The organism is Pseudonocardia sulfidoxydans NBRC 16205 (assembly GCF_007989085.1).
In the GTDB taxonomy this organism is placed as follows: Bacteria; Actinomycetota; Actinomycetes; order Mycobacteriales; family Pseudonocardiaceae; genus Pseudonocardia; species Pseudonocardia sulfidoxydans.
Genome location: NZ_BJVJ01000021.1, coordinates 31,508 through 53,583 on the forward strand (window position 1 = coordinate 31,508; position 22,076 = coordinate 53,583).

The 22,076-nt window shown below is 72.5% G+C and carries 21 protein-coding genes, 2 tRNA genes, 1 other RNA gene and 1 riboswitch; of the genes, 17 read left to right on the forward strand and 7 right to left on the reverse strand.

Features of this window, described 5'->3' with window-relative positions; all coding sequences use genetic code 11:
- Window positions 1-2 precede the first annotated feature (2 nt).
- From tadA to PSU4_RS12705, 4 genes are all read left to right on the forward strand, one after another.
- Entirely contained in the window at window positions 3-467 is a 465-nt protein-coding gene (gene tadA / locus PSU4_RS12690; RefSeq protein ID WP_147106949.1) for a tRNA adenosine(34) deaminase TadA, read from the forward strand.
- 9 nt (window positions 468-476) lie between these two features.
- Window positions 477-947, forward strand: coding sequence for an NUDIX hydrolase (locus PSU4_RS12695; RefSeq protein ID WP_246115080.1), 471 nt, complete (start codon window positions 477-479; stop codon window positions 945-947).
- A gap of 10 nt (window positions 948-957) precedes the next feature.
- Window positions 958-1,047, forward strand: a tRNA-Ser gene (locus tag PSU4_RS12700).
- Between the two features lie 149 nt (window positions 1,048-1,196).
- Window positions 1,197-2,159, forward strand: coding sequence for a threonine ammonia-lyase (locus tag PSU4_RS12705; RefSeq protein WP_147106952.1), 963 nt, complete (start codon window positions 1,197-1,199; stop codon window positions 2,157-2,159).
- 46 nt (window positions 2,160-2,205) lie between these two features.
- Here PSU4_RS12705 and PSU4_RS12710 read toward each other — a convergent pair whose 3' ends face one another.
- Window positions 2,206-2,520 (reverse strand): DMT family transporter, encoded by a 315-nt coding sequence (locus tag PSU4_RS12710; RefSeq protein WP_147106955.1) that lies wholly within the window; start codon window positions 2,518-2,520, stop codon window positions 2,206-2,208.
- 13 nt (window positions 2,521-2,533) lie between these two features.
- Window positions 2,534-2,599: riboswitch (guanidine-III (ykkC-III) riboswitch) on the reverse strand.
- 88 nt (window positions 2,600-2,687) lie between these two features.
- Here PSU4_RS12710 and PSU4_RS12715 point away from each other — a divergent pair.
- The 4 genes from PSU4_RS12715 (at window position 2,688) to PSU4_RS12730 (ending at window position 6,648) form a co-directional block, all read left to right on the forward strand.
- Window positions 2,688-3,302 carry a rhodanese-like domain-containing protein gene (locus PSU4_RS12715; RefSeq protein WP_147106957.1) on the forward strand — a complete coding sequence of 205 codons (615 nt, stop codon included), beginning with the start codon at window positions 2,688-2,690 and terminating at the stop codon, window positions 3,300-3,302.
- A gap of 141 nt (window positions 3,303-3,443) precedes the next feature.
- Window positions 3,444-4,832: a multidrug effflux MFS transporter gene (locus tag PSU4_RS12720; protein ID WP_147106960.1), complete on the forward strand. Its 1,389-nt coding sequence runs from the start codon at window positions 3,444-3,446 to the stop codon at window positions 4,830-4,832.
- 106 nt (window positions 4,833-4,938) lie between these two features.
- On the forward strand, window positions 4,939-5,532 hold the full coding sequence (locus tag PSU4_RS12725; protein WP_147106963.1) for a hypothetical protein: 594 nt from the start codon (window positions 4,939-4,941) through the stop codon (window positions 5,530-5,532).
- Between the two features lie 48 nt (window positions 5,533-5,580).
- A complete protein-coding gene (locus tag PSU4_RS12730; RefSeq protein ID WP_147106966.1) occupies window positions 5,581-6,648 on the forward strand; it encodes a class I SAM-dependent methyltransferase in 1,068 nt (355 codons plus the stop codon).
- A gap of 67 nt (window positions 6,649-6,715) precedes the next feature.
- On the opposite strand, the gene PSU4_RS12735 is transcribed toward PSU4_RS12730, so the two are convergent.
- Window positions 6,716-7,447 (reverse strand): dienelactone hydrolase family protein, encoded by a 732-nt coding sequence (locus tag PSU4_RS12735; RefSeq protein ID WP_147107108.1) that lies wholly within the window; start codon window positions 7,445-7,447, stop codon window positions 6,716-6,718.
- Window positions 7,448-7,686: 239 nt separating this feature from the next.
- A tRNA-Ser gene (locus PSU4_RS12740) sits at window positions 7,687-7,774 on the reverse strand.
- 73 nt (window positions 7,775-7,847) lie between these two features.
- Between PSU4_RS12740 and ffs the strand changes: the two genes are divergently transcribed.
- The 4 genes from ffs (at window position 7,848) to PSU4_RS12760 (ending at window position 13,783) form a co-directional block, all read left to right on the forward strand.
- An RNA gene (gene ffs / locus PSU4_RS12745) (signal recognition particle sRNA small type) lies at window positions 7,848-7,942 on the forward strand.
- A 66-nt stretch (window positions 7,943-8,008) separates the two neighbouring features.
- Window positions 8,009-10,306, forward strand: a complete 2,298-nt coding sequence (locus PSU4_RS12750) for a DNA polymerase III subunit gamma and tau (protein ID WP_147106969.1) — start codon at window positions 8,009-8,011, stop codon at window positions 10,304-10,306.
- A gap of 93 nt (window positions 10,307-10,399) precedes the next feature.
- Window positions 10,400-12,772: an HAD-IC family P-type ATPase gene (locus PSU4_RS12755; protein WP_147106972.1), complete on the forward strand. Its 2,373-nt coding sequence runs from the start codon at window positions 10,400-10,402 to the stop codon at window positions 12,770-12,772.
- 591 nt (window positions 12,773-13,363) lie between these two features.
- Entirely contained in the window at window positions 13,364-13,783 is a 420-nt protein-coding gene (locus tag PSU4_RS12760; protein ID WP_147106976.1) for an endonuclease domain-containing protein, read from the forward strand.
- Between the two features lie 166 nt (window positions 13,784-13,949).
- On the opposite strand, the gene PSU4_RS12765 is transcribed toward PSU4_RS12760, so the two are convergent.
- A complete protein-coding gene (locus PSU4_RS12765) occupies window positions 13,950-14,975 on the reverse strand; it encodes a bile acid:sodium symporter family protein (protein WP_147106980.1) in 1,026 nt (341 codons plus the stop codon).
- A gap of 32 nt (window positions 14,976-15,007) precedes the next feature.
- Between PSU4_RS12765 and PSU4_RS12770 the strand changes: the two genes are divergently transcribed.
- Window positions 15,008-15,865, forward strand: a complete 858-nt coding sequence (locus PSU4_RS12770; RefSeq protein WP_373866049.1) for a LysR family transcriptional regulator — start codon at window positions 15,008-15,010, stop codon at window positions 15,863-15,865.
- A gap of 357 nt (window positions 15,866-16,222) precedes the next feature.
- On the opposite strand, the gene PSU4_RS12775 is transcribed toward PSU4_RS12770, so the two are convergent.
- Window positions 16,223-17,020: an N-acetylmuramoyl-L-alanine amidase gene (locus PSU4_RS12775; protein ID WP_147106986.1), complete on the reverse strand. Its 798-nt coding sequence runs from the start codon at window positions 17,018-17,020 to the stop codon at window positions 16,223-16,225.
- A 100-nt stretch (window positions 17,021-17,120) separates the two neighbouring features.
- Here PSU4_RS12775 and PSU4_RS12780 point away from each other — a divergent pair, with 100 nt between their 5' ends.
- Both PSU4_RS12780 and recR read left to right on the forward strand, forming a co-directional pair.
- Complete coding sequence (locus PSU4_RS12780) at window positions 17,121-17,441, forward strand: YbaB/EbfC family nucleoid-associated protein (RefSeq protein ID WP_222596240.1); 321 nt, start codon at window positions 17,121-17,123, stop codon at window positions 17,439-17,441.
- A gap of 13 nt (window positions 17,442-17,454) precedes the next feature.
- Complete coding sequence (gene recR, locus PSU4_RS12785) at window positions 17,455-18,072, forward strand: recombination mediator RecR (RefSeq protein ID WP_147106992.1); 618 nt, start codon at window positions 17,455-17,457, stop codon at window positions 18,070-18,072.
- An 81-nt stretch (window positions 18,073-18,153) separates the two neighbouring features.
- On the opposite strand, the gene PSU4_RS12790 is transcribed toward recR, so the two are convergent.
- On the reverse strand, window positions 18,154-18,342 hold the full coding sequence (locus PSU4_RS12790; protein ID WP_147106995.1) for a hypothetical protein: 189 nt from the start codon (window positions 18,340-18,342) through the stop codon (window positions 18,154-18,156).
- A 423-nt stretch (window positions 18,343-18,765) separates the two neighbouring features.
- Between PSU4_RS12790 and PSU4_RS12795 the strand changes: the two genes are divergently transcribed.
- Together PSU4_RS12795 and PSU4_RS12800 are read left to right on the forward strand one after the other, a co-directional pair.
- Entirely contained in the window at window positions 18,766-19,662 is an 897-nt protein-coding gene (locus PSU4_RS12795) for a helix-turn-helix domain-containing protein (protein WP_222596241.1), read from the forward strand.
- Window positions 19,659-19,844, forward strand: coding sequence for a DUF397 domain-containing protein (locus tag PSU4_RS12800; protein WP_147107001.1), 186 nt, complete (start codon window positions 19,659-19,661; stop codon window positions 19,842-19,844). The genes PSU4_RS12795 and PSU4_RS12800 overlap by 4 nt, the downstream gene beginning before the upstream one ends.
- A gap of 176 nt (window positions 19,845-20,020) precedes the next feature.
- Here PSU4_RS12800 and leuA read toward each other — a convergent pair whose 3' ends face one another.
- On the reverse strand, window positions 20,021-21,817 hold the full coding sequence (leuA, locus tag PSU4_RS12805) for a 2-isopropylmalate synthase (RefSeq protein WP_147107004.1): 1,797 nt from the start codon (window positions 21,815-21,817) through the stop codon (window positions 20,021-20,023).
- Between the last annotated feature and the right edge of the window lie 259 nt (window positions 21,818-22,076).

The following is a 22,076-nucleotide window of genomic DNA, read 5'->3' on the forward strand; positions in this document are numbered from 1 at the left end:
CGGTGATCCCCGCCCCTTCCGACGAGCAGCTCGTCCGACGCGCCCTCGACGTGGCCCGTGGTGCCCTCGCGACCGGTGACGTCCCCATCGGTGCGGTCGTCGTCGACGCCTCCGGTGCCGAGGTCGCGGCGGCCTGCAACGCCCGCGAGGCACTCGGCGACCCCACCGCGCACGCCGAGGTCCTCGCCCTGCGCGCCGCCGCCGCGGCCGTGGGGGAGTGGCGGCTGGAGCAGTGCACCCTCATCGTGACCCTGGAGCCCTGCACCATGTGCGCCGGCGCGATCTGGCTCTCCCGCGTCCCCCGCGTCGTGTTCGGGGCGTGGGAGCCGAAGACGGGCGCCGTCGGATCCCTGTGGGACGTCCTGCGCGATCGTCGGCTCAACCACCGCCCCGAGGTCGTCGCCGGGATCCTGGCCGACGAGTGCGCCGCGTTGCTGCAGGATTTCTTCACCGAACACCGTCGATAGGGTTGCGGGGTGCCCGCCACCCGCGTGCAGCGAGCCGCTGCCTACGTCGTCTGCGTCGAGGACGGGCAGGTCCTGCTCAGCAGGCTGACGCCCCGCCTCGGATCGCGCTGGACCCTCCCCGGCGGCGGTATCGAACACGGCGAACACCCCGCCGACACCGCCGTCCGCGAGGCCGAGGAGGAGACCGGCCTCGATGTGCGCGTCGACGACCTCCTCACCGTCGACTCCCTCCACCTCGTCCGCGACCACGTCACCGGCGCCGAGCTGGACCACCACGCGATCCGGATCGTCTACTCCGGAACCGTCGTCGGCGGGACGCTGCGCAACGAGGTCGGCGGCTCCAGCGACGCCGCCGCCTGGGTCCCGATCGCGGCCCTCGACACCCTCGACCAGGTCAGCCTCGTCAAGATCGGTATGGACGCCTGGCGTGCCACGCAACGGGACCTCCCCGGCGCCGGGGTCGTGGAGGGGGCCGGGTAAGCTCGTCGGCGGTAGCGTGTCCGAGCGGCCGAAGGAGCACGCCTCGAAAGCGTGTGAGGGTTCACGCCCTCCGTGGGTTCAAATCCCACCGCTACCGCCAGCCTGAACAGGCGAAACGCCGGGCCTCCCGCACAGGGAGCGCCCGGCGTTTCTGCGTGCGCCGTCGGCTGCCGCACGCCTTGTGTACGCGCCGCACCCGTTGCAGCCGGTGCGGCGCGTACGAAAGATGTGCGCCGATAGCGTGGGCCGGTGCCGCAGACGCGCCTCGACACCGACCGCATCCGGGCCGCACGCCGGGTGATCGACCCGGTCTTCCTCGACAGCCCGCTCTACCGGTGCGACGCCCTCGAACCCGAACTCGGCTGCGCGGTGAGCATCAAGCTGGAGACGGCGAACCCGGTGCGCAGCTTCAAGGGTCGCGGCACCGAACTGATCGCGGCCGGCCTCGGCGCCGGGTCGGTCGTGTGCGCGAGCGCGGGCAACCTCGGCCAGGCCCTGGCCTGGTCGGGGCGCAAGCGAGGTCTCGACGTCACCGTCGTCGCATCGCGTGCCGCGCCGGCCGCGAAGCTCGACCGCATCCGCGCCCTCGGTGCCCGGCTGGAACTGGTCGACGGCGACTTCGACGCCGCCCGGGAGCGGGCGTCGGACATCGCGCGCCGCGACGGCATCCGGCTGGTCGAGGACAGCCTCGACGTCGAGACCTGCGAAGGTGCGGCGACCATCGGCCTGGAGATCGCGCGGCAGGCGCCGTCGGCGGAGGTCGTGCTGATCGCCCTGGGCGGCGGCGCCATGGCCACCGGCATCGGGCACGTGCTGACCGAGCTCGCGCCCGGGGTCGAGGTCGTGTGCGTGCAGCCCGCAGGTGCCCCGGCGATGACGCTGTCCTACCGGGAGCGGCGCGTCGTCACGACGGAGTCGACGAACACGATCGCCGACGGCGTCGCCGGCCGCTGCCCGATCCCCGAGGTACTCGACGACCTCCTGCAGGTCGCCGACGACGCCGTCCTCGTGGAGGAGGACTCGATCGTCGCGGGCGTGCGGATGCTGTTCGAGCACGCGGGTCTGGTCGTCGAACCCTCGGGGGCGCTGGGCGTCGCCGCGCTCCTGGAGAACAGGGAGCGCTTCGCGGACCGGCGGGTGGTGACCGTGGTGTGCGGCGGCAACGTCGACCCGGCTGCGCACCGCTGCTGGGTCGCGCCGAGACCGACGTGAGTGCTGTTCCCAGGCCTGCGGACAGCCCTCCTGTTGGTCTCGGCGCTCAGCTCGCCAGCTTCAGCCCCACGACGCCGCCGACGATCGCGGCGAGGCACAGGAGCCGGACGGTCGTGGCGGGTTCGCCGAGGACGACCATCCCGTAGAGGGCGGTGCCGACGGCGCCGATCCCGACCCAGACGACGTACGCGGTGCCGATGGGCAGCGTCCGCAACGCCCAGGCCAGCCCGGCCATGCTCGCGATGAGCGCGATGCCGAACACGACGGCCGGCAGCGGCCTGCTGAAGCCTTCGGAGCGGGCGAGCGCCGCGGCCCACACGGTCTCCAGGACGCCCGACACGATGAGCACGATCCACGCCATGACATGCCTCCCCAGGGCGCCGTCTTGTCGTTCCGGGTACGACGCGCTCGTCCGGGGTGGCCGCGGTGGGCGGCTCCGGTTCCAGGGTAGCAACTCCCGTCATCTGGACCGTGGCGACGAACAGGGCCGGTAATGTACGGTCATTCCGTCGGCAGTGAGGGGGCGTCATGGCACAGCGCATGCTCAGCCTCGTCCGGTCCACGGTGGCCGGGCTGCCCCCGATGACGCGCGCCGACGCGGTCCGTGTGCAGGGCGTCGGCGCGTTGGTGCTCGACGTCCGGGAGCCCGCCGCGTTCGCCGCGGGCCACCTCCCGGGCTCGGTGAACATCGCCGCCGACGACGACGTCTGCTTCTGCGTGCTGCGCGACGCGCTGCTCCCGTCGGGGGTCGACGTCGTCGTCGCGGGTCCGGCGGGGATCGCGGCCCGCGCCGCGGAGCTCCTCGCGGACCACGCGCCCGTCGTGGGCCATGTCGCCGATCCGGGTCGCGGTGCGGTCTCGCGTCGGGTCGCCGGCGTCGAACGGGCGGTTGCGCGGCAGGTCCTCGACGTCCGGTCCGAGGGCCCCGTCGTCGACGGAGCGGTCCGGATTCCGGTGGCCGACGTGCTGGGCCGGCTCGCCGAGCTGCGTCCCGACGTCGCGACCGCGGTGCTGGACACCGACGGCCGGGCCTCGTCGGCGGTGGCCTCGTTGTTGCGCGCCTGCGGTTTCGGCGACGTGAGCGAGATCGTCGAGGTGGCGGTGGTGCCGCGCCCGCGGTTGCGCCTGCTCGCCAGCGCCTGACGTCCGTCCCGCAAGCATCCTGGCGTGTGAGCCAGATCCCGTCTGCCCGCGTGGTCCGAAACAGACGACTGTGGCAAGGTCATTGCTTGCGGTGCACTAAATAAACTTGCCCGGTCGCCCGGGCGGGGGACGGACGGTGACGTGACCACGCACTCCGAGCGCCCCACGGAACCCGTCGACCCCGAGCCCCACGACACCGAGCGTTCCGGCGCCGCCGTGCTCTCGCCGCGTCAGCTGCGCCGCATCCTGCCCGCGGCAGTCATGTTCACCTGGCTCGGGCCGTTCGCGATGGACGCCTACAGCCCGGCCTTCCCGGCGATCCAGGCGGAGTTCGGCACCTCCGACGGCCTGGTCCAGGCCACGCTCGCGACGACGTTGATCGGCCTGGCGGTGGGGCAGCTGATCGTCGGGCCGCTCAGCGACCGGTTCGGTCGCCGGCGCCCGCTCGCCGTCGGCCTCACCGGTTACGTCGTCGCGTCCGTGCTGTGCTCGTTCGCGTGGTCGATCGAGGTGCTGATCGGCGCCCGGTTCCTGCAAGGTCTGGCGGCCGCGGCAGGTATCGCCGTGGCCCGTGCCGTCGCCCGCGACGTGCACGCTGGCCCCCAGCTCGCCCGCTTCTACTCGCTGCTCACCGCGGCCACCGCGCTCGCCCCCATGCTCGGGCCGATCTTCGGCGCCGGACTGCTCGAAGCTGGTTTGACCTGGCGGTACATCTTCGGGCTGACGCTGCTGCTCGGCGTCGTCGGCCTGGGGCTCGTGGTGTTCGTCCTGCCCGAGACCCACCCCGACCGCATCGGGGGCCGCACCCCACCCACCCCCGCCGAACGCGAACGCCGCGCCACCGCCGACGGCCCCGAGCTGACCCTGTGGAGCCTGCTGCGGCGCAGGCACGTCGTCGTCAGCGCGCTGGTGCTCGGCTTCGTCGGCGCCGCGATGATCGCGCACCTCGCCGGGCTGTCGTTCTTCCTGCAGACCGAGCGCGGGCTCAGCCCGGCGGGCTACAGCATCGTGTTCGCGGTCGACGCGGTCGGCATGATCCTGGCCAACAACGTCAACCGGTACCTGCTGCGCCGGTTCACCGCGCAGCGGCTGCTGTCGGTCGCGGTCCCCGTGATGCTGGCGCTCACGATCGTCTTCGCGATCCTCCTGCGGTTCGACGCGCCGCTGCCCGCGGTGCTGCCCGCGCTGTTCGCGTTCGTCAGCTGCTGGGGTTTCGTGATGCCCAACGCGATCGCCGTCGGCATGTCGGTCGAGCGGCACGCCGCCGGGCGCGCGTCGGCGGTGCTCGGCGTCGCCCAGTTCGGCTTCTCCGCCTTCAGCGCGCCCCTCGTCGGCATCGTGCCGCCCGCATTCGGGGTGCCGCCGATGGCGACCGTGATCGTCGTCTGCCTCGCACTCGCGTTCGCCGTGCAACTCGTCGCCCGGATCAGGCTCCCGCGCCGCGCGCGCGTCGACTCACCGTCCGCGACGGCGCCGGCGCGCTCCGCCGACGAACCCGGGTGCGGACAGGCGTGTCGCGCCGCGGGGTGATGGGGCCAACCGTTCGCTGCGGGAGTTCTTACCGTCTGTTGGCCTGCGGCACAGGTGGAATCCGTAGCCTCGCGGTCGAGCCTGCGGACGAGGTGAGGAGCCCGCGATGACTGCCAGGACGGCCACCCTCGCGGTGCGCGCCGCCGGGGTCGTCCTCGCACTCGTCGTCTGGTCGATCACCCACACGGTGACGCACCTCGCGATCGTCCACCCCGACGCCGGGGGCACGGTCCTGCCCGGGACGTTCGCCGCCCGGCTGGCGCTCGGCGCCGCCGCGCTCACCCTCGTCGCGTTCGTCGCGGCCGCCGTCGCGGGCCGCCCGGGTGCGGGGATTCCGACCCGGGGCGCATCGCTCGCCGCACCAGTCGCGTTCGTCGGCGCCGAGTTCGTGACGCACATCGGTACCGAACTCGCCGCCGCACGGTTGGCGCTGATCGGCGTCGCGCTGGGGGTGAACGCGCTGGTCGGTGCCGCCTACCAGCAGCTGTGGTCCGTCGGCCTCGGCAGCACCGATCGCATCCTCGCGCTCCTCGCGGGAGTGCCCGTGCCGTCGACCCCGACGGGGCCGGCACACACGGCGTTCCACCGGACCTTCGCCGCCGCCGGCCGCACCGGCCGGGTCACGACCAGGGGACCACCACGCCCACCGTGTGCCCCGTCCCCGTTCCCCACCACGCGGCTGCTCCCACTCCCGGCCTGATCCTGGGATCAGCGCCCCCGCACGCCGCGCGCCCCGAGAGGCCCACCCGTGCTCACGTCGTCCACCACCCGGTCCCGTCCACTCCTGAAGGCCCTCAGGCACAAGCTCTGGGACGCCGTCCACGAGCCCGACACGCCCGGCGAGTCCGGCGTCCACATCGACCCGCTCGACAGGCCCCCCGTCGACATGTCGACGCGCAGTACCTGGCACCGCGAGGCGTTCGCGAGCCCGGAGATGGCGGCGTTCCGGCGCGGCCTCACCCTGGGCGACGCCGACGTCCGCACCTCGATCCTCGACGACCTCGCCACCTGGTACGACACCACCCCCGACGAGGCGCGGCGCCGTGCGCTGCACTGGGAGGAGATCAGCGTCCAGGAGTGGGCCGACGCGAACGGCGACGACGGCGACGACGGCCGCGTCGAGTTCTACCGGACCCAGATCTCCTGGGCCTACGACCTCATGTGGTGGGCCTACCTGCAGTCGGAGGGCCACGGCGACCCGTCGAACGTCGTCGCACTGCGGTTCCTGCAGCAGTGGGCACCCGGGCGCCGCCACCTCGACTTCGGCTCCGGCGTCGGTGTCACCAGCCAGGTCTTCCTCGAGACGGGCTGGACCTCCACGATGGCGGACCTGTCGTCGACACTTCTCGACTTCGCCTGCTTCCGCCTCGAACGCCGCGGCCAGTCGGCGACGACGATCGACCTGCTCGACCACGGGCTGCCGGCGGGTGCCTACGACGCGGTCACCGCCATCGACACCCTCGCCCATGTCCCCGACGTGCACGATGCGGCCCGCACGCTGCACATCGCGCTGGGTCGCGACGGCGTGCTCGTCGCCAACATCGACGTCCGCTCGGCCGCCCCCGAGACCGTCTGGCACCTGCAGGACGACGAGAAGCGCGCCACCTACGACGTGCTGCGCGCCGGGTTCGTCCACATCGGATCCCTGGGCTACGGGCTGCAGGCCTACCGCAAGGTCCGCGCGTCCGGGCTCCGGTTCCGGGCGCGGACCCTCGCCCAGTGGGTCGTGATGGCCAGCCCGATGCGACGTGTGGCCGCGCGGGCGAGCCGGCGGGTGCTGCGCAGGCTGTGGAGCGTGCGCGAACGCCTGCGCTGACCCCGGTGCAGGCGCGGCCGTCGCGGGAAATGCTCGGCGAGATCACCGTCGACGGGGCGCAGCCGCCTCACATCAGGTGCCTGCCGAAGAACCGACCCGCGTCGTCGCCCTCGAACCCGGGGACGCCGGTGTGGCCGCCCGTGTTGGCGTGCAACGTCTTCTCCGTCGAGCCGAGAGCGTCGAACAGGTCCAGCGCCAGCTGCCGGTCGTTGCCCTCGTCGTCCCACTGCAGCAGCATCAGGAGCGGGATCGTCACGTGCCGGGCGTCGTCGAGGATCGCGCGCGGCACGAAGCTCCCGGCGAACAGCAAGGCGGCCGCGATGCGTGACTCGACCAGCGCCAACCGGACCGCGACGGAGACGATCCCGCCCGAGAACCCGACCGGGCCTTCGATGCCGGGCAGTGCGAGGAGGGCGTCGAGGGCGGCGCGCCACTCCGGGACCGCCGTCTCGACCAGGGGGAGGACGAGCCGGTCGACGACCTCCGCCGGGACCGGCTCGGCGGCCTCGATCGCCCGCCGCAGATCGGCGCGGGCCTGTTCGGCGGGAGCCGACCGCGGCCGGTCACCGGCGCCCGGGAGCTCGATCGTCGCCGTGGCGAAACCCGACGCCGCGCAGTGCCGCGCCCGGCCCAGCAGGCGCGGGTACATCCGGTCGAGCCCGCCGGGGTGCCCGAGCAGGATCAGTGGGGTCGCGGCGGGCGGGTTCTCGGGCGTCCACAGGATGCCGGGGATGCCGTCGAGGGTGAACCGGCGTTCGAGGACGTCGTCGTCGAGACAGTGGTCGGAGGTGAATGTCAACGTCATGGTCGTGCCTCTCGGGAGTCCGCTGAACGGCGCTCCCGGACGACCTACCGCCCGACCGTGACCCCTGAGGGGAGCACCCACGTCGAATCGTCCACGGGTCCCACCTCCTCGATCACCTGCACGGTTGCCAGGAGGCTAGCGCCGGGCCCCGGCGGGCCGCCAGCGGTTTTCGCGGCCGGGACGACGAACGCCGGGCCTCCCACGAGGGGCGGCCCGGCGTCGCGGGTATCGGGTGGCGGAGGATAGGGGATTCGAACCCCTGAGGGATTGCTCCCAACACGCTTTCCAAGCGTGCGCCCTAGGCCACTAGGCGAATCCTCCGTCGACGAGCATAGCGACCACGTTCTGCCCGCCCCGCGGCGGGACCGTCGTCGTGGAAGGGGCTACACTCGTCCACGGACTCCGCGCGGCGCGCATCCTGTGAACTCCCCCAGGGCCGGAAGGCAGCAAGGGTCAACGGGCTCTGCCGGGTGCGCGGAGTCCCCTTTTTGTCCGGATGCCGGTCCGGACGCCCGGGCTCCCGCGTTGTCGGTCGTGGTGGGTAGCCTCGCGGGCGTGGCGCTGGCTCTGTACCGGAAGTACCGCCCGGCCAAGTTCGCCGAGGTGGTCGGCCAGGAGCACGTCACCGAACCCCTCGGCGTCGCGCTCACGGCCGGCCGGGTCAACCACGCCTACCTGTTCTCCGGGCCCCGGGGCTGCGGGAAGACGTCGTCGGCACGGATCCTCGCGCGGTCGCTGAACTGCGAGCTGGGCCCGACTCCCGACCCCTGCGGCGTCTGCCCCTCGTGCATCGCGCTGGCCCCCGAGGGCCCCGGCTCGATCGACGTCGTCGAGCTCGACGCTGCGTCCCACGGCGGTGTCGACGACGCCCGCGAGCTGCGCGACCGGGCCTTCTACGCGCCCGCCGAGTCGCGCTACCGCGTGTTCATCGTCGACGAGGCGCACATGGTCACCACGCAGGGCTTCAACGCCCTGCTCAAGATCGTCGAGGAACCGCCGGACCACCTCGTCTTCGTCTTCGCGACGACGGAGCCCGAGAAGGTGCTGCCGACGATCCGGTCCCGCACCCACCACTACCCGTTCCGGCTGATCCCGCCCGGCACGCTGCGCGCCCTGCTCGAACGCATCTGTGCCGACGAGGGCGTCACCGTCGCGCCCGCCGTGTACCCGCTGGTCATCCGCGCGGGCGGCGGCTCGGCGCGCGACACGCTGTCGGTGCTCGACCAGCTGCTCGCCGGCGCCGGCGACGAGGGCGTCACCTACGAGCGGGCCGTCGCGCTGCTCGGCGTCACCGACGTCGCACTGGTCGACGACGTCGTCGACGGTCTGGCCGCGGCCGACTCGGCGGCCGTCTACGAGGCGGTCGACCGGCTCGTCGAGGCCGGGCACGATCCGCGCCGATTCGCCGCCGACCTGCTGCAGCGCCTGCGCGACCTCACGCTCCTGCAGGCCGTGCCCGGCGCGGCCGGCCAGGGGCTGGTCGAGGCCTCGGCCGACGAGATCGACCGGATGGTCGAGCAGTCCGGCAAGCTCGGCGCGGCCACACTGGCCCGCTACGGCGACATCGTCCACACCGGACTCACCGAGATGCGCGGGGCCACGGCGCCCAGGCTGCTGCTCGAGCTGCTCTGCGCCCGCATGCTGCTGCCCGCGGCCACGACCTCCGACGCCGCGCTGCTCGAACGTCTCGAACGGCTGGAGCGCAGGGCGTCGATCGAGGGGCCGCCCGAGCCGGGCGCCTCGTCCGAGCCCGCGACGGGCGGCGGGGCGAAGAAGTTCGAACGGCCCTCGCAGCGTCGCGGGGACGCGCCGGCCGCACCCACTGCGTCGGCGCCGCCTGCCCCCGCGCCCGCTGCGTCGGCGCCGGCCGCGCCCGCTGCGTCTACGCCGGAGGCGCCCGTCGAACCGGCGGCCGATGCGGCTGCGGCCGCCGAGCCGGCTCCGGTGCCGGTCGCCGACGAGCGGCCCGCGCCTCCCGTCGAGGAGCGCACGGAGCCCGCGGCTGCCCCCGAGCGCCCGGAACCTGTTGCGCCGCAGCGCCGCGCACCGGCCGCGCCGCCGCGTGAACCCGCCGCGCCCGCACCCTCGCGTGAGGCTGCCCCGCGTGAGCCCGCCCCGGCGCGTGACCAGGCCAGGCCGCCGCGGCGTCCGGAGCCCGAGCGCGCCGAACCGGCCGCGCCGGCGCGTCCGACCCGTCCAGAGGCCCCGGCCACGAGCAACGGACGACCGCCTGCCGACCCGCCTCCCGCCGAGCCCCCGGCCACGGAAGCCCCCGCCGCGCCCGCGGCGCGCGGCCTCGACGCCGCCGCGGTCCGGCGGGTGTGGCCCGAGGTCCTGTCGGCCACCAAGCAGCGCAAGATGCGCACGCACGCGCTGCTGGTCACCGCCACGGTGCGGACCGTCGCCGACGACACTCTCGTCCTCGCCGCCGGTACCGCAGCCCTGGCGCGGCTGCTGTCGGAGCAGAGCAACCTCGACATCATCGCCGACGCCCTCAACGCCGTCCTCGGCGTGCGCTGGCGGGTCCGCTGCGAGTTCGGCGACGCCGCACCGCCCGCCCAGGCCGCTGCGCCGCGGCGGGAACCGGCCGCACCGCCGGCCCGTCGCGAGCACACCCGGCCGTCGGCCGCCGAGCGTTCGGCGCCGCCGCGTCGACGTTCCGCCCCCGACGACGGCATCCCGCTCCCGCCCGAGCCGCCGTCGGACGAGCCTCCACCTGACGACGAGGAGGCGATGATGGCCGAGGCCGCCGCCGACTCGAGCAACGGACCGGTGGAGCGTCGCGACCCGGAGGAGGCGGCGATCGAGCTCCTCGCCGCGGAGCTGGGTGCCAAGACGATCGACCGACCCTGAGAAACCCTGAGTCGGGAAAATGGGTGAATCGGGCGTGATCGGGGTGCTGGCACCCGGGTACACGGGTCCCAGGGCTGCGTAGGCTCCGCCGACGTGAGCACCATCGAGTCGCCGCCAACCGACGTCACGACGGGGCTGACGGCCGCCCAGGTCGCCGAACGGGTCGCCGCCGGCCGAACCAACGACGTCCCCGCCCGCGCCAGCCGCACGGTCGGCGAGATCGTGCGCGCCAACGTGTTCACGCGGTTCAACGCGATCGTCGGCGTGCTGTTCGCGATCATTCTGGTGATCGGCCCGATCCAGGACGGCCTGTTCGGCTTCGTGATCATCATCAACACGGGCATCGGCATCTTCCAGGAGCTGCGCGCCAAGCGGACCCTGGAGCGGCTGGCGATCGTCGGCGAGGCCCGGCCCCGGGTGCGGCGCGACGGGACGACGGCGGAGCTCACGCCCAGCGGCGTGGTGCTCGACGACGTCATCGAGCTCGGCCCGGGCGACAAGATCGTCGTCGACGGGATCGTGCTGGCCGCCGACGGGCTCGAGGTGGACGAGTCCCTGCTGACCGGCGAGTCCGACCCGGTGCACAAGCAGGTCGGCGACCAGGTGCTGTCGGGCAGCTTCGTCGCGGCGGGCGGTGGCGCGCAGCAGGCCACGAAGGTCGGCCGGGAGGCCTACGCGGCGAAGCTCGCGGAGGAGGCCAGCAAATTCACGCTGGTCAACTCGGAGCTGCGCTCGGGCATCGACAAGATCCTGAAGATCATCACCTACCTGCTGGTACCGGCGGCGGCGCTGATCATCTGGAGCCAGTTCCGCACGGTCGGCAACGACCTGCCGGAGGCGTTGCGCGGCATGGTCGCCGCCCTGGTGCCGATGGTCCCCGAAGGTCTCGTGCTGCTCACCAGCATCGCGTTCGCCGTCGGCGTCATCCGGCTCGGGAAGCGCAACTGCCTCGTGCAGGAGCTGCCGGCGATCGAGGGCCTCGCCCGCGTCGACACCGTGTGCGCGGACAAGACCGGCACCCTCACCGAGAACGGGATGCGGCTCTCCCGCGTCGCAGCCCTCGGCGGCCACGCCGAACAGGACGCCCGCGTCGCCCTCGGCGCGCTCGGCGTCTCCGACAAGCGTCCCAACGCCAGCCTCGTCGCGATCGCCGAGGCCTGCCCGTCGCCGGCGTGGACGGTGTCGGCGACGCAGCCGTTCTCGTCGGCACGCAAGTGGAGCGGCGCGAGCTTCGGTGACCGCGGCAACTGGGTCCTCGGCGCCCCCGACGTCCTGCTCCCCGAGGGCAGCCCTGACGCCGTCGAGGCTGAGCGCATCGGATCCGAGGGCCTGCGCGTCCTGCTGCTGGGCAGCTGCACCGGCCAGGTCGACGACCCCGCCGGCCCCGGCGCCATCGACCCTGTCGCCCTCGTCGTCCTCGAACAGAAGGTGCGCCCCGAGGCCGCCGGCACGCTGGCCTACTTCGCCGAGCAGGACGTGGACGTCAAGGTCATCTCCGGTGACAACGCCCTGTCCGTCGGCGCGGTCGCGTCGTCACTCGGGCTGACCGGCGCCCACGCCCCCATCGACGCCCGCGAGCTGCCCGAGACCGACAAGGAGCTGCTCGCCGACGAGGTATCCGGCGGCACCGTGTTCGGCCGGGTCACCCCGGCGCAGAAGCGCGCCATGGTCGGAGCGCTGCAGTCGAGGGGGCGCACCGTCGCCATGACCGGTGACGGTGTCAACGACGTCCTCGCCCTCAAGGACGCCGACATCGGCGTCGCCATGGGCTCCGGCAGTCCCGCCACCCGGGCTGTCGCCCAGATCGTGCTGCTCGACGACTCCTTCGCGACGTTGCCGCACGTCGTCGCCGAGGGCCGGCGCGTGATCGGCAACATCGAACGCGTCGCCAACCTGTTCCTGACCAAGACCGTCTACTCGGTGCTGCTGGCCATCGCGATCGGCGCCATCGGGGTGCCGTTCCCGTTCCTGCCCCGGCACCTGACGTTGATCGGCTCGCTGACCATCGGCATCCCGGCGTTCTTCCTCGCGCTGGCGCCCAACACCGAGCGCGCCCGCACCGGCTTCGTGAAGCGCGTCCTGCGGCTCGCGGCGCCGTCGGGGATCATCGCGGGCGTCGGGACGGTCGTGACCTACCTGATCGTGCGCACCGACCCCGGGGCGACCGAGATCCAGCAGAAGACCGCTGCCGTCCTGACGCTGTACCTGATCGCGACAGGTGTGCTCGCCGTCGTCGCGCGGCCCTTCGCGATGTGGAAGGTCGCGTTGATCCTGGCCTCGCTCGCCGCCTTCGCCTACGCCCTGCTCACGCCGCTGCCCTTCGGCCGCGACTTCTGGCAGCTGGACGCCGGCGACACCCGGACGATGCTGGTCGGCCTCGCGGTCGCCGTCGTCGGCATCGTGCTGGTGGAGATCGCGAACCTGGTGATCACCCGGCGCCTGGCCCGCGCCACCCCGGAGCACTGACCCACCTCACCGGACGCAACCGCCCGACACCGAGCGTGTGATCAGTGCTGTGACGGCGCGCTGATCACACGCTCGGCGACGGGTTCGGGTTCGAGGGAACCGGGCAGCGCTCGGCGCCGTCCAAGCGCCCGTGGAGATCGGGAGCACGCCGTTCCGCGGATCGAGCGCGGTCGCGGCCGGGCACGTCGGCAAGGGTGCGTTGCGGGGGCCGCGGTTCGTGAGGCTGTTCCCGGACGTGTACGTCGGTGCGGGTGTTCCGCTCGACCTGCGGGCACGGGCGACCGCGGCGTACCTCAACGCCGACGGCAAGGGCGTCGTCGCGGGCTGGGCAGCCACCGAACTGCTCGGGGCGTCGTGCTCGCCGGCCGACGCCGCAGCCGAGATCGTCCTGCCCGACAGCGACCGACGTCCACGACCAGGGCTGCGGGTGCACCGGTTCCGGCCGCACGTCGGCGAGGTCCGCCAGGTCGACGACATCGCTGTCACGTCACCGCTGCGGACCGCGTACGACCTCGCGCGCAGGGAACCGCTGACTCGTGCGGTGACGGCGGTCGACGCACTGGCCCGCATCGGCAGCTTCACGCGGACGCGGTGCTCGCGCTCGCGCGCCGCCACCCCGGGGTGCGGGGGACGCGCCGGCTCCCGCGGGTCGTCGCGCTCTCCGATCCGCGGGCCGAGTCGCCGGGGGAGAGCCGCATGCGGCTGGCGATCGTGCTCGCGGGTCTCCCGGCTCCGGTGCCCCAGTTCCGGACGGGCCGCTACCGGCTGGACCTCGCCTATCCCGATGCGATGCTCGGGGTCGAGTACGACGGCGCCCACCACCTGACCCCGGGCCGGGCCAGGCGCGACCTGACGCGCGAGGCCGAGCTGACACGCGCGGGCTGGGAACTGGTGCACGTCGGTGGCGACAACTCGATGAGGGAGATCGCGATCCTGGTCGGCCGTGCCCTCGCCGCGCGCGGCGTCCCCACGCCGAACGTGTCATCGGAGTCGATCGCGGCGCTCCCCTGACACGTTCGGCGTGGACCCGTGTGCCGAGCGTGTGATGAGAGTGGCCGACCAGCTCGGATGACACGTTCGGTCGGGCGGTGTCCGGCCTCGGCGGCGGCCTCACCTTCCGAACGTGTCGTGAGCGTCAGCCTGGCGCGCTCAGCACACGCTCGCGGGCGGGGTGCGGTCAGGCCGGAACGGCCACGCCGGAAGGCGCCTCGGCCCGGCGGGACAGGCGGGCCGCGATCGCAGCGCACGCCATCAGCTGGATCATGTGGAACAGCATGAGCGGCAGCACCAGCAGGCCGACCTGGTCGCCCGCGAACAGCACGCCCGCCATCGGCAGGCCCGTGGCCAGGCTCTTCTTCGACCCGCAGAACATGATCGTGACGCGGTCGGCCCACGGGAAGCGGCGCGGCACGAACCAGGTGATCGCCAGGACAGCGGCGAGCAGGACGACGCAGACGCCCGCCAGGATCAACAGCGAGCCCGCCGACAACCGGCCCCAGATGCCCTCGGCCATGCCCTCGCTGAACGCGACGTAGACGACCAGCAGGATCGAGCCGCGGTCGACGACCACCAGTCGCTTCTTGTGCCGGGCCACCCAGCCACCGATCCAGCGCCGCGCGAGCTGCCCCGCCACGAAGGGAGCGAGGAGCTGCAGGGCGACGTCGAGGACCGCGCCCCCGGTGATGCCGCCGTGCGAGGACAGCAGCAGGGCCGCGAGCAGCGGGGTGACGACGATCCCCAGCAGGTTGGACAGCGACGCCGCGCAGATCGCGGCCGGGACGTTGCCCCGGGCGAGTGAGGTGAATGCGATCGACGACTGGACCGTCGACGGCAGACAGCACAGGAAGACGACGCCCAGGGCGAGGTCGCGAGGCAGGACCGACGTCGGCAGCAGGGTCACCGCGAGGCCGAGCAGGGGGAACAGCACGTACGTCGCGGCCAGGACGGTGCCGTGCAGCCGCCAGTGCCGCAGCCCGTCGATCGCCTCGCGGGTCGAGAGCCGCGCGCCGTAGAGGAAGAACAGCAGTCCGATCGCGACGGTCGTGGCGTGGCCGAAACCGGTCGCGACGACGCCACGCGCCGGCAGCAGCGCGGCGATCCCGATGACGACGAGCAGCGCGACGATGAACAGGTCGGGCCGGATGCGGCGGAGACGGTCGAGCACCCGTCCATGGTCACCGGGGCCGTCGTCATTCGGAAACATGCGTACCGCGCTGTCTGTGATTGCACTCTATGATGACCGACGTGCTAGAACCCGTGTTGCTGCGCTCCTTCGTCGCCGTGGCGCAGACGCTGAGCTTCACCCGCGCCGCCGAGCGGCTCGGGGTGCGGCAGGGCACGGTCAGCCAGCACGTCCGCAAGCTCGAACAGGCCGTCGACAGGACGTTGTTCACCCGCGACACCCACACCGTCGCGCTCACCGCCGACGGCGAGGCGATGGTCGAGTTCGCCACCACCATCCTCGACGCCGGCGACCGCGCATTGGCCCATTTCCGCAGCGTGCAGGTACACGGCCGGTTGCGGATGGGACTGTCGGAGGACCTCGTCGTGACCAGGTTGACGACGATCCTCGGCGGTTTCCGGCGTCGGTATCCCGGCGTCGATCTCGTCCTGACCGTCGGGCTGAGCGAGGCCCTGGAATCGGCGCTCGACACCGGCGACCTCGACCTGATCTTCGCCAAACGCTCGCCGGGACGGCCGCGGGGGACGACGGTGTGGCGCGACCGCTTCGTGTGGGTCTCGGCGCCGGGGTTCCGGCTCGACGGCGGCCCCGTTCCGCTGATCGCCTACCCGCGGCCCAGCCTGTCGCGGGCATCGGCGATCGCCGCGTTGGAGGGGGCCGGGATGCAGTGGCGGATGGCCTGCACGAGCTCGTCGCTGTCGGGGCTGCGGGCGGCCGCGCTGGCCGGGCTCGGGGTGGTGGCGCACGCCGAGACGCTGGTACCGGACGGTCTCGTTCCTGTCGCGGGCCTGCCCGATCTCGATGCCTTCGACTTCACGCTCCAGACCTCACGTCGCTCGGCGTCACCGGCCGCCGACGCGATGGCGCGGGCGATCCTCGACTCGGCGGCGACCCTCAGGTCGGGCACCTGACTCCCACTCGGGGTGTCACCAGAATCTCCGAGCGGCGCTGACGACACGTTCGAGGTCGAGCGGGCACGCGGGACGGGGCCGCGGCCGTCGAACGTGTGATCAGAGCTTCTCGTCGGCGCTGGCAACACGCTGGACAGTGCAGGAGCTGGCGAACGTGTCACCAGAGTTCGAGGGCAGCGCTCACGACACGTTCACGGGATGGAGTTGGGGGCGGGCCGGGCGCGGCGGGTCTGGTGACCGAGCGTGTGATCAGGGTTGGCGGCCGACGCTGACGACACGCCGGACGGCGGGGACGTCGGCCAACGTGTCGGCAGAGTCCGTGAGGAGCGCTGATGACACGCTCGGCGGCGGACGGGGTCAGCGCGACAGGAACGTCTCGATGCCGGCGGCGATGGCGGTGGCGTAGCGCTCGCGGCCGTCGGCGGAGGTCATCAGGGCCGCCTCGCCCGCGTTGCGCATGTTCGCGCACTCGACGAGGGCCGTCGGCCGGGTCGAGTGGTTGAGCCCGGCCAGGTCGCGGCGGGGGGACAGGCCGTCGCGACCGATGTAGTCGGAGACGGGGAAGCCGCCGGTGCGCAGGGCGTCGCGCAGGTCGGCCGAGAGCACGAGGGCGGGGCCCGCCTGGGCTGGGTTGAGCGGTGGCTGCGAGTAGGCGACGTGGAAGCCCGTGTTCGTGGGCGCGGAGCCGTCGGCGTGCAGGGAGATCACGGCGTCGGCGTTCGCCTTCTCACCCGCGGCGCCGCGGACGTCGACACAGGGTCCGACGCCGGTGTCGCTGTCGCGCGTCATGACGACGGTGACGCCTTTCGCGGTGAGCTTGTCGCGTACCCGCTCGGCGAGGTCCCAGGTGAAGGCGTGCTCGGTGTAGCCGGCGTCGGTCTGGGTGCCGGTGGTGTTGCAGGGTTTGGTCCCGCCTCGGCCGTCGGGCACAGGTTTGTTGACGGCGGCGAGGTTCCGGGAGTTGCCGCCGTTGTGGCCCGGGTCGAGGACGACGACCTTCGCGCGGGCCGCGGGCGCGGTCGTCGGCACAGGGGACGCCAGGGCGGCGGGCGTGGTCACCGCGGGAGGGGTGCTGCTGACCGGCGCGGCGGTGGCGCACGCGGTGAGCACGGCTGCCGCCAGCACCAGGAGTGCGCTGCGGCTCGGGGCGGACACGGCCGACAGCTTCGCACGGCTACCCTGGCGACCGGGCGCGGTCCGCAGCGGACACGCGGCGAAGCGACGGGAGAGCGCTGTGCAACCGGGTCAGCCCGACATGTCGATGATTCTCCAGCAGGCGCAGAAGATGCAGGAGCAGCTCGTCGCCGCGCAGCAGGAGCTGCAGGTCCTCGAGGTGACCGGCCAGGCGGGCAACGGTCTCGTCGAGGTCAGGATGACCGCGGCCGGCGAGGTACGCGGCGTCACGATCGACCCGAAGGTCGTCGACGCCGACGACGTCGAGACCCTGCAGGACCTGGTCGTGGGCGCGTTCCAGGACGCGAGCGCGGCGGCGTCGCAGGCGCAGGCCGAGAAGATGGGCCCGCTCGCGGGTGGTCTCGGCGGTGCGGGCGGCGGCCTGGGCCTGCCCGGCTTCTGACGAGCGGGACGCAGTGTTCGAGGGGCCGGTCCAGGACCTGATCGACGAGCTGGGCCGGTTGCCGGGTGTCGGGCCGAAGAGCGCCCAGCGGATCGCGTTCCACCTGCTCGCGGCGGATCCGGCGGACGTGACGCGGCTGCAGGAGGTCCTGCAGCGGGTGAAGCAGGGTGTGCGGTTCTGCGACGTCTGCAACAACGTGTCGGAGAACGAGCGCTGCCGCTACTGCGCGGACGCGCGTCGCGACCCGACGGTGTTGTGCGTCGTCGAGGAACCCAAGGACGTCCTCGCGGTCGAGCGGACCCGGGAGTTCAAGGGCCGCTACCACGTGCTCGGTGGCGCGCTGGACCCGTTGGGGGGCATCGGCCCCGACTTGTTGACGATCCGCGAGCTGCTCGCCCGCCTCGGTGGGACGGGTCCGGCGCCCGACGAGACGGACATCGCCGAGGTCATCATCGCCACCGACCCCAACACCGAGGGGGAGGCGACGGCGACGTACCTGGTGCGGCTGCTGCGCGACTTCCCGGGCCTGACGGTGACGCGGCTGGCGTCGGGGCTGCCGATGGGTGGCGACCTCGAGTTCGCCGACGAGCTCACCCTCGGCCGGGCGCTCGCCGGCCGCCGGGCTCTGTAGGAGGCACCGGCGGGCGGGGTGGGCCGCCGCGCGGTGCGCGGCGGCCCGTCCGGTGTCGACCCCCCGTCGGTACCGGACCGTTCAGTCGTCCTCGTCGCCCCAGCCGGACGCCGTTGCCGAGGCGCGGCGGTGCTGTTGGCGACGTTCCCATGCGAGGCGGCGTTCGGACGCGACGAAGCGCCGGTCCGCGGCGCGGGCGGCGTCGACGATGCCGACGACGACCGCGATGACGACGAGTGCGCCGAAGCCGATGAGCAGCAGGGTGATCATGGCGACCACCTGCCGTGACGGCGGGCGGCGCGGACCGTGCGGTCAGCCGTGCGTGTCTTCTTCTTCATGGTGAAGCCCTTTCCCGTTGTGTCCTGACCCGGCCGGTTGCCGGGAGGTCGGTGTGCCCGGCAGGTGCCGGGACGGGTGCGGAAGCCGGGACGCCCGGTTTGCGGGCGCGGTTCCGTCAGGCTGGTGAGGCGCGAGTCGGGAGGCGCTCCGGTCGTTCTTCACGACGCCTCCTCTCCCCGGCACGGGTTCCGCGGGAGCGGAACCGGATCGTGCGGGCAGAATGAGAATGCCGCATGAGAGCCCCTCATGCAATTGCAAGCCGATGAGATTGCACCGCGAATTCTCATGTCGTACCCTTCCCCGGTCGCGCCACGTCCCCCGCCTGCCCAGCCCCGCACTCCCAGGAAGCCTGTGATGGCCGAAGCGCATGGTCCCGCCGGTCCGAGGCGTCGCCTCGGCGCCGAGCTGAGACGACTGCGGAACAAGTCGGGGCTGCACCTGGACGACGTCGCCCGCGAGATGTCGTGCTCGACGTCCAAGATCTCGAGACTCGAGAACGGCAAGGGGATACCCAAGCTCCCCGACGTCCGGGAGCTGATGCGCATCTACGGCGTCACCTCCGACACCGAGCGCGACATGCTCCTGCGCCTTGTCCGGGACGGACGCCGGCAGGGCTGGTGGGAGCCGTACACGGAGGGTGTTCAGGCGGAGCGGTTCGTGCTCGACGATCCGGGCCGCTACCCCGCGTTGGAGACCGAGGCGGTCGCCGTTCGGCTGTTCACCGGGATGATCATGCCCGGCCTGCTGCAGACGGCCGACTACGCACGGGAGATGCTGCGCGCGCTGCTCCCGCACCGGCCGCGTGGTGACATCGAGAGCTTGGTGACGCTGCGCCTGGAACGACAGAAGGCGCTGTGTCGCGAGGTGTCACCGCTGCAGTTGTCGGCGGTGCTCGACGAGGCTCTGCTCCGGCGTGTCGTCGGTGGACCGGAGCTGATGCGCGAGCAGCTGCACGCGGTGCTCGACAGGTCTGATCTGTCCACTGTGGATGTCCGCGTGCTGCCGTTCGCAGCGGGGTTCCACCGGGGGCACCTCGGCCAGTTCACCCTGCTGGAGCTGCACGAACCCCTCGGCGATCTCGTGTTCATCGAGGGGCACGGCGGAGACTCCTACCTGGACTCCGCTGACGACGTGACACTGTACAAAGAGGTCTACGCCGATGTGGTGTCCAAAGCGTTGTCACCCGCGACGTCGGCGGAGCTGATCCGTGAGTATCTTGTGCGCTACGAATCCGGGGAGGGTGGGCTGTGATCGAGTTCGTCACGAGTTCTTTCTGCAACTACGGCGACTGTGTCGAGATCGGGCGCGGCCCCGACGGCGCGATGCTCGTGCGGGACACCAAGAACCGTGACCACGGGACCCTGGAGTTCACCCGCGAGGAATGGGACGCCTTCGTGAAGGGCGTGAAGGCCGGAGAGTTCGACCCCGCCTGACGGCAACCCGACCGTCACACGGAGTCACCACAGACATACAGCGGCCCGGGAGGGCGGACCGATCGTCCGCCCCTCCCGGGCCGTCGGCCGTTCCGGGTGAGGTCGTCACCCGGCGCTCGGCCGTGGAGGACCGCCCGCCCCGCGGATCGCGCGGGGTCGGCGGCCACGTCAGGGGGTCAGCGCATGGCCCGGTTCACGGCCGAGACGACGGCCTTGAGCGAGGCGCTGACGATGGAGCTGTCGATCCCGACGCCCCAGAGGACCTTGTTCTCGATGGTGCACTCGACGTAGGCGGCGGCGCGGGCGTCGTCGCCGGAGGAGAGCGCGTGCTCGTGGTAGTCGAGGACGCGGACGTCGAAACCGATGCCGGCGAGCGCGTCGACGAACGCGGCGATCGGGCCGTTGCCGCTGCCGCTGATCTCGTGGACGTCGGACTCGACGCGCACGGTGGCGACGATCTCGTCGCGGCCCTCGCCGTCGCTGGTCAGCTTGTGGCGCAGCAGCTTCAGCGGCGTGGCGCGGTCGAGGTACTCGACGTCGAACGCGTCGCGCATCTCCTTGGGGGAGACCTCGCCGCCCTCGGTGTCGGTGTAGTTCTGGATGACCTTGGAGAACTCCATCTGCAGCCGGCGCGGCAGGTCGAGCTGGTGCTCGGCCTTCATGATGTAGGCGACGCCGCCCTTGCCGGACTGCGAGTTGACGCGGATGACGGCCTCGTAGCTGCGGCCGATGTCCTTGGGGTCGACGGGCAGGTAGGGGACCTCCCACCGGTAGTCGTCGACCGGGACGCCGGCCTCGCCGGCGTCGGCCTCCATCGCCTGGAAACCCTTGTTGATGGCGTCCTGGTGGCTGCCGGAGAAGGCGGTGTAGACGAGGTCGCCGCCCCAGGGGTGACGCTCGGCGACGGGCAGCTGGTTGCAGTACTCGACGGTGCGGCGGATCTCGTCGATGTCGGAGAAGTCGATCTGCGGGTCGATGCCCTGGGTGAAGAGGTTCATGCCCAGCGTGACCAGGTCGACGTTGCCGGTGCGCTCGCCGTTGCCGAACAGACAGCCCTCGATGCGGTCGGCACCGGCCTGGTAGCCGAGCTCGGCGGCGGCGACACCGGTGCCGCGGTCGTTGTGGGGGTGCAGCGACAGCACGATCCCGTCACGACGGGCGAGGTTGCGGTGCATCCACTCGATCGAGTCGGCGTAGACGTTGGGGGTCGCCATCTCGACCGTCGCGGGCAGGTTGACGATCATCGGCGACTCGGGGGTGGGCTGCCAGATCTCGCTGACGGCGTTGCAGACGTCGACGGCGTACTGCAGCTCGGTACCGGTGTAGGACTCGGGGGAGTACTCGAAGCGCCAGTCGGTGCTCGGGTACTTCTCGGAGAAGCGCAGGACGTCCTCGGCGCCGTCGGTGGCGATCTTGGAGATGCCGGCGCGGTCGGAGCGGAAGACGACGCGGCGCTGCAGGATCGACGTCGAGTTGTAGAGGTGGACGATGGCGCGGGGCGCGCCCTCGCAGGCCTCGTAGGTGCGTTCGATGAGCTCGGGCCGGGCCTGGGTCAGCACCTGGATGGTGACGTCGTCGGGGATGGCGTCGCCCTCGATGATCTCGCGGACGAAGTCGAAGTCGGTCTGGCTGGCGGCGGGGAAGCCGACCTCGATCTCCTTGTAGCCCATGCGTACGAGCAGGTCGAACATGCGGCGCTTGCGCGTCGGGCTCATGGGGTCGATCAGGGCCTGGTTGCCGTCGCGCAGGTCGACCGCACACCACAGGGGCGCGGTGGTGATGCGGGTGTCGGGCCAGGTGCGGTCGGGCAGCGAGACGGGCTCGACCATCTCGTGGAAGGGCCGGTAGCGGTGGAACGGCAGATGGGATCCGCGCTGCGGGTTCCACGGGGCCTGCTCGTCGGGCGCGGGGTTCGACGGCGTACGGATGCGGCTCGTCGTGGACGAGGTGTACGCGTCGGGGGAGATGCTCATGGTGCGGGGTGCTCCTCTGTGCCGGGGCGTGGTGACCGGCAGGCACGCCAAGACCCCGCGACGAGGGGCCGGTCGGTCAGACCCCGCCGCGGCGGCGAAGGAGCAGGTGCGCCATGACAGCGACTGTAGACCCTCGTGCGGCCCCGACGGCAGGTCCCTCCCGCATCGCGGGATCCGACTCACAGCGCGATCGGGACGGCGTCGGAGTGCGAGCGGGGGCGGCGCGCGGCCCCCGCACCCGATCGGTCGGCCGCGCCGC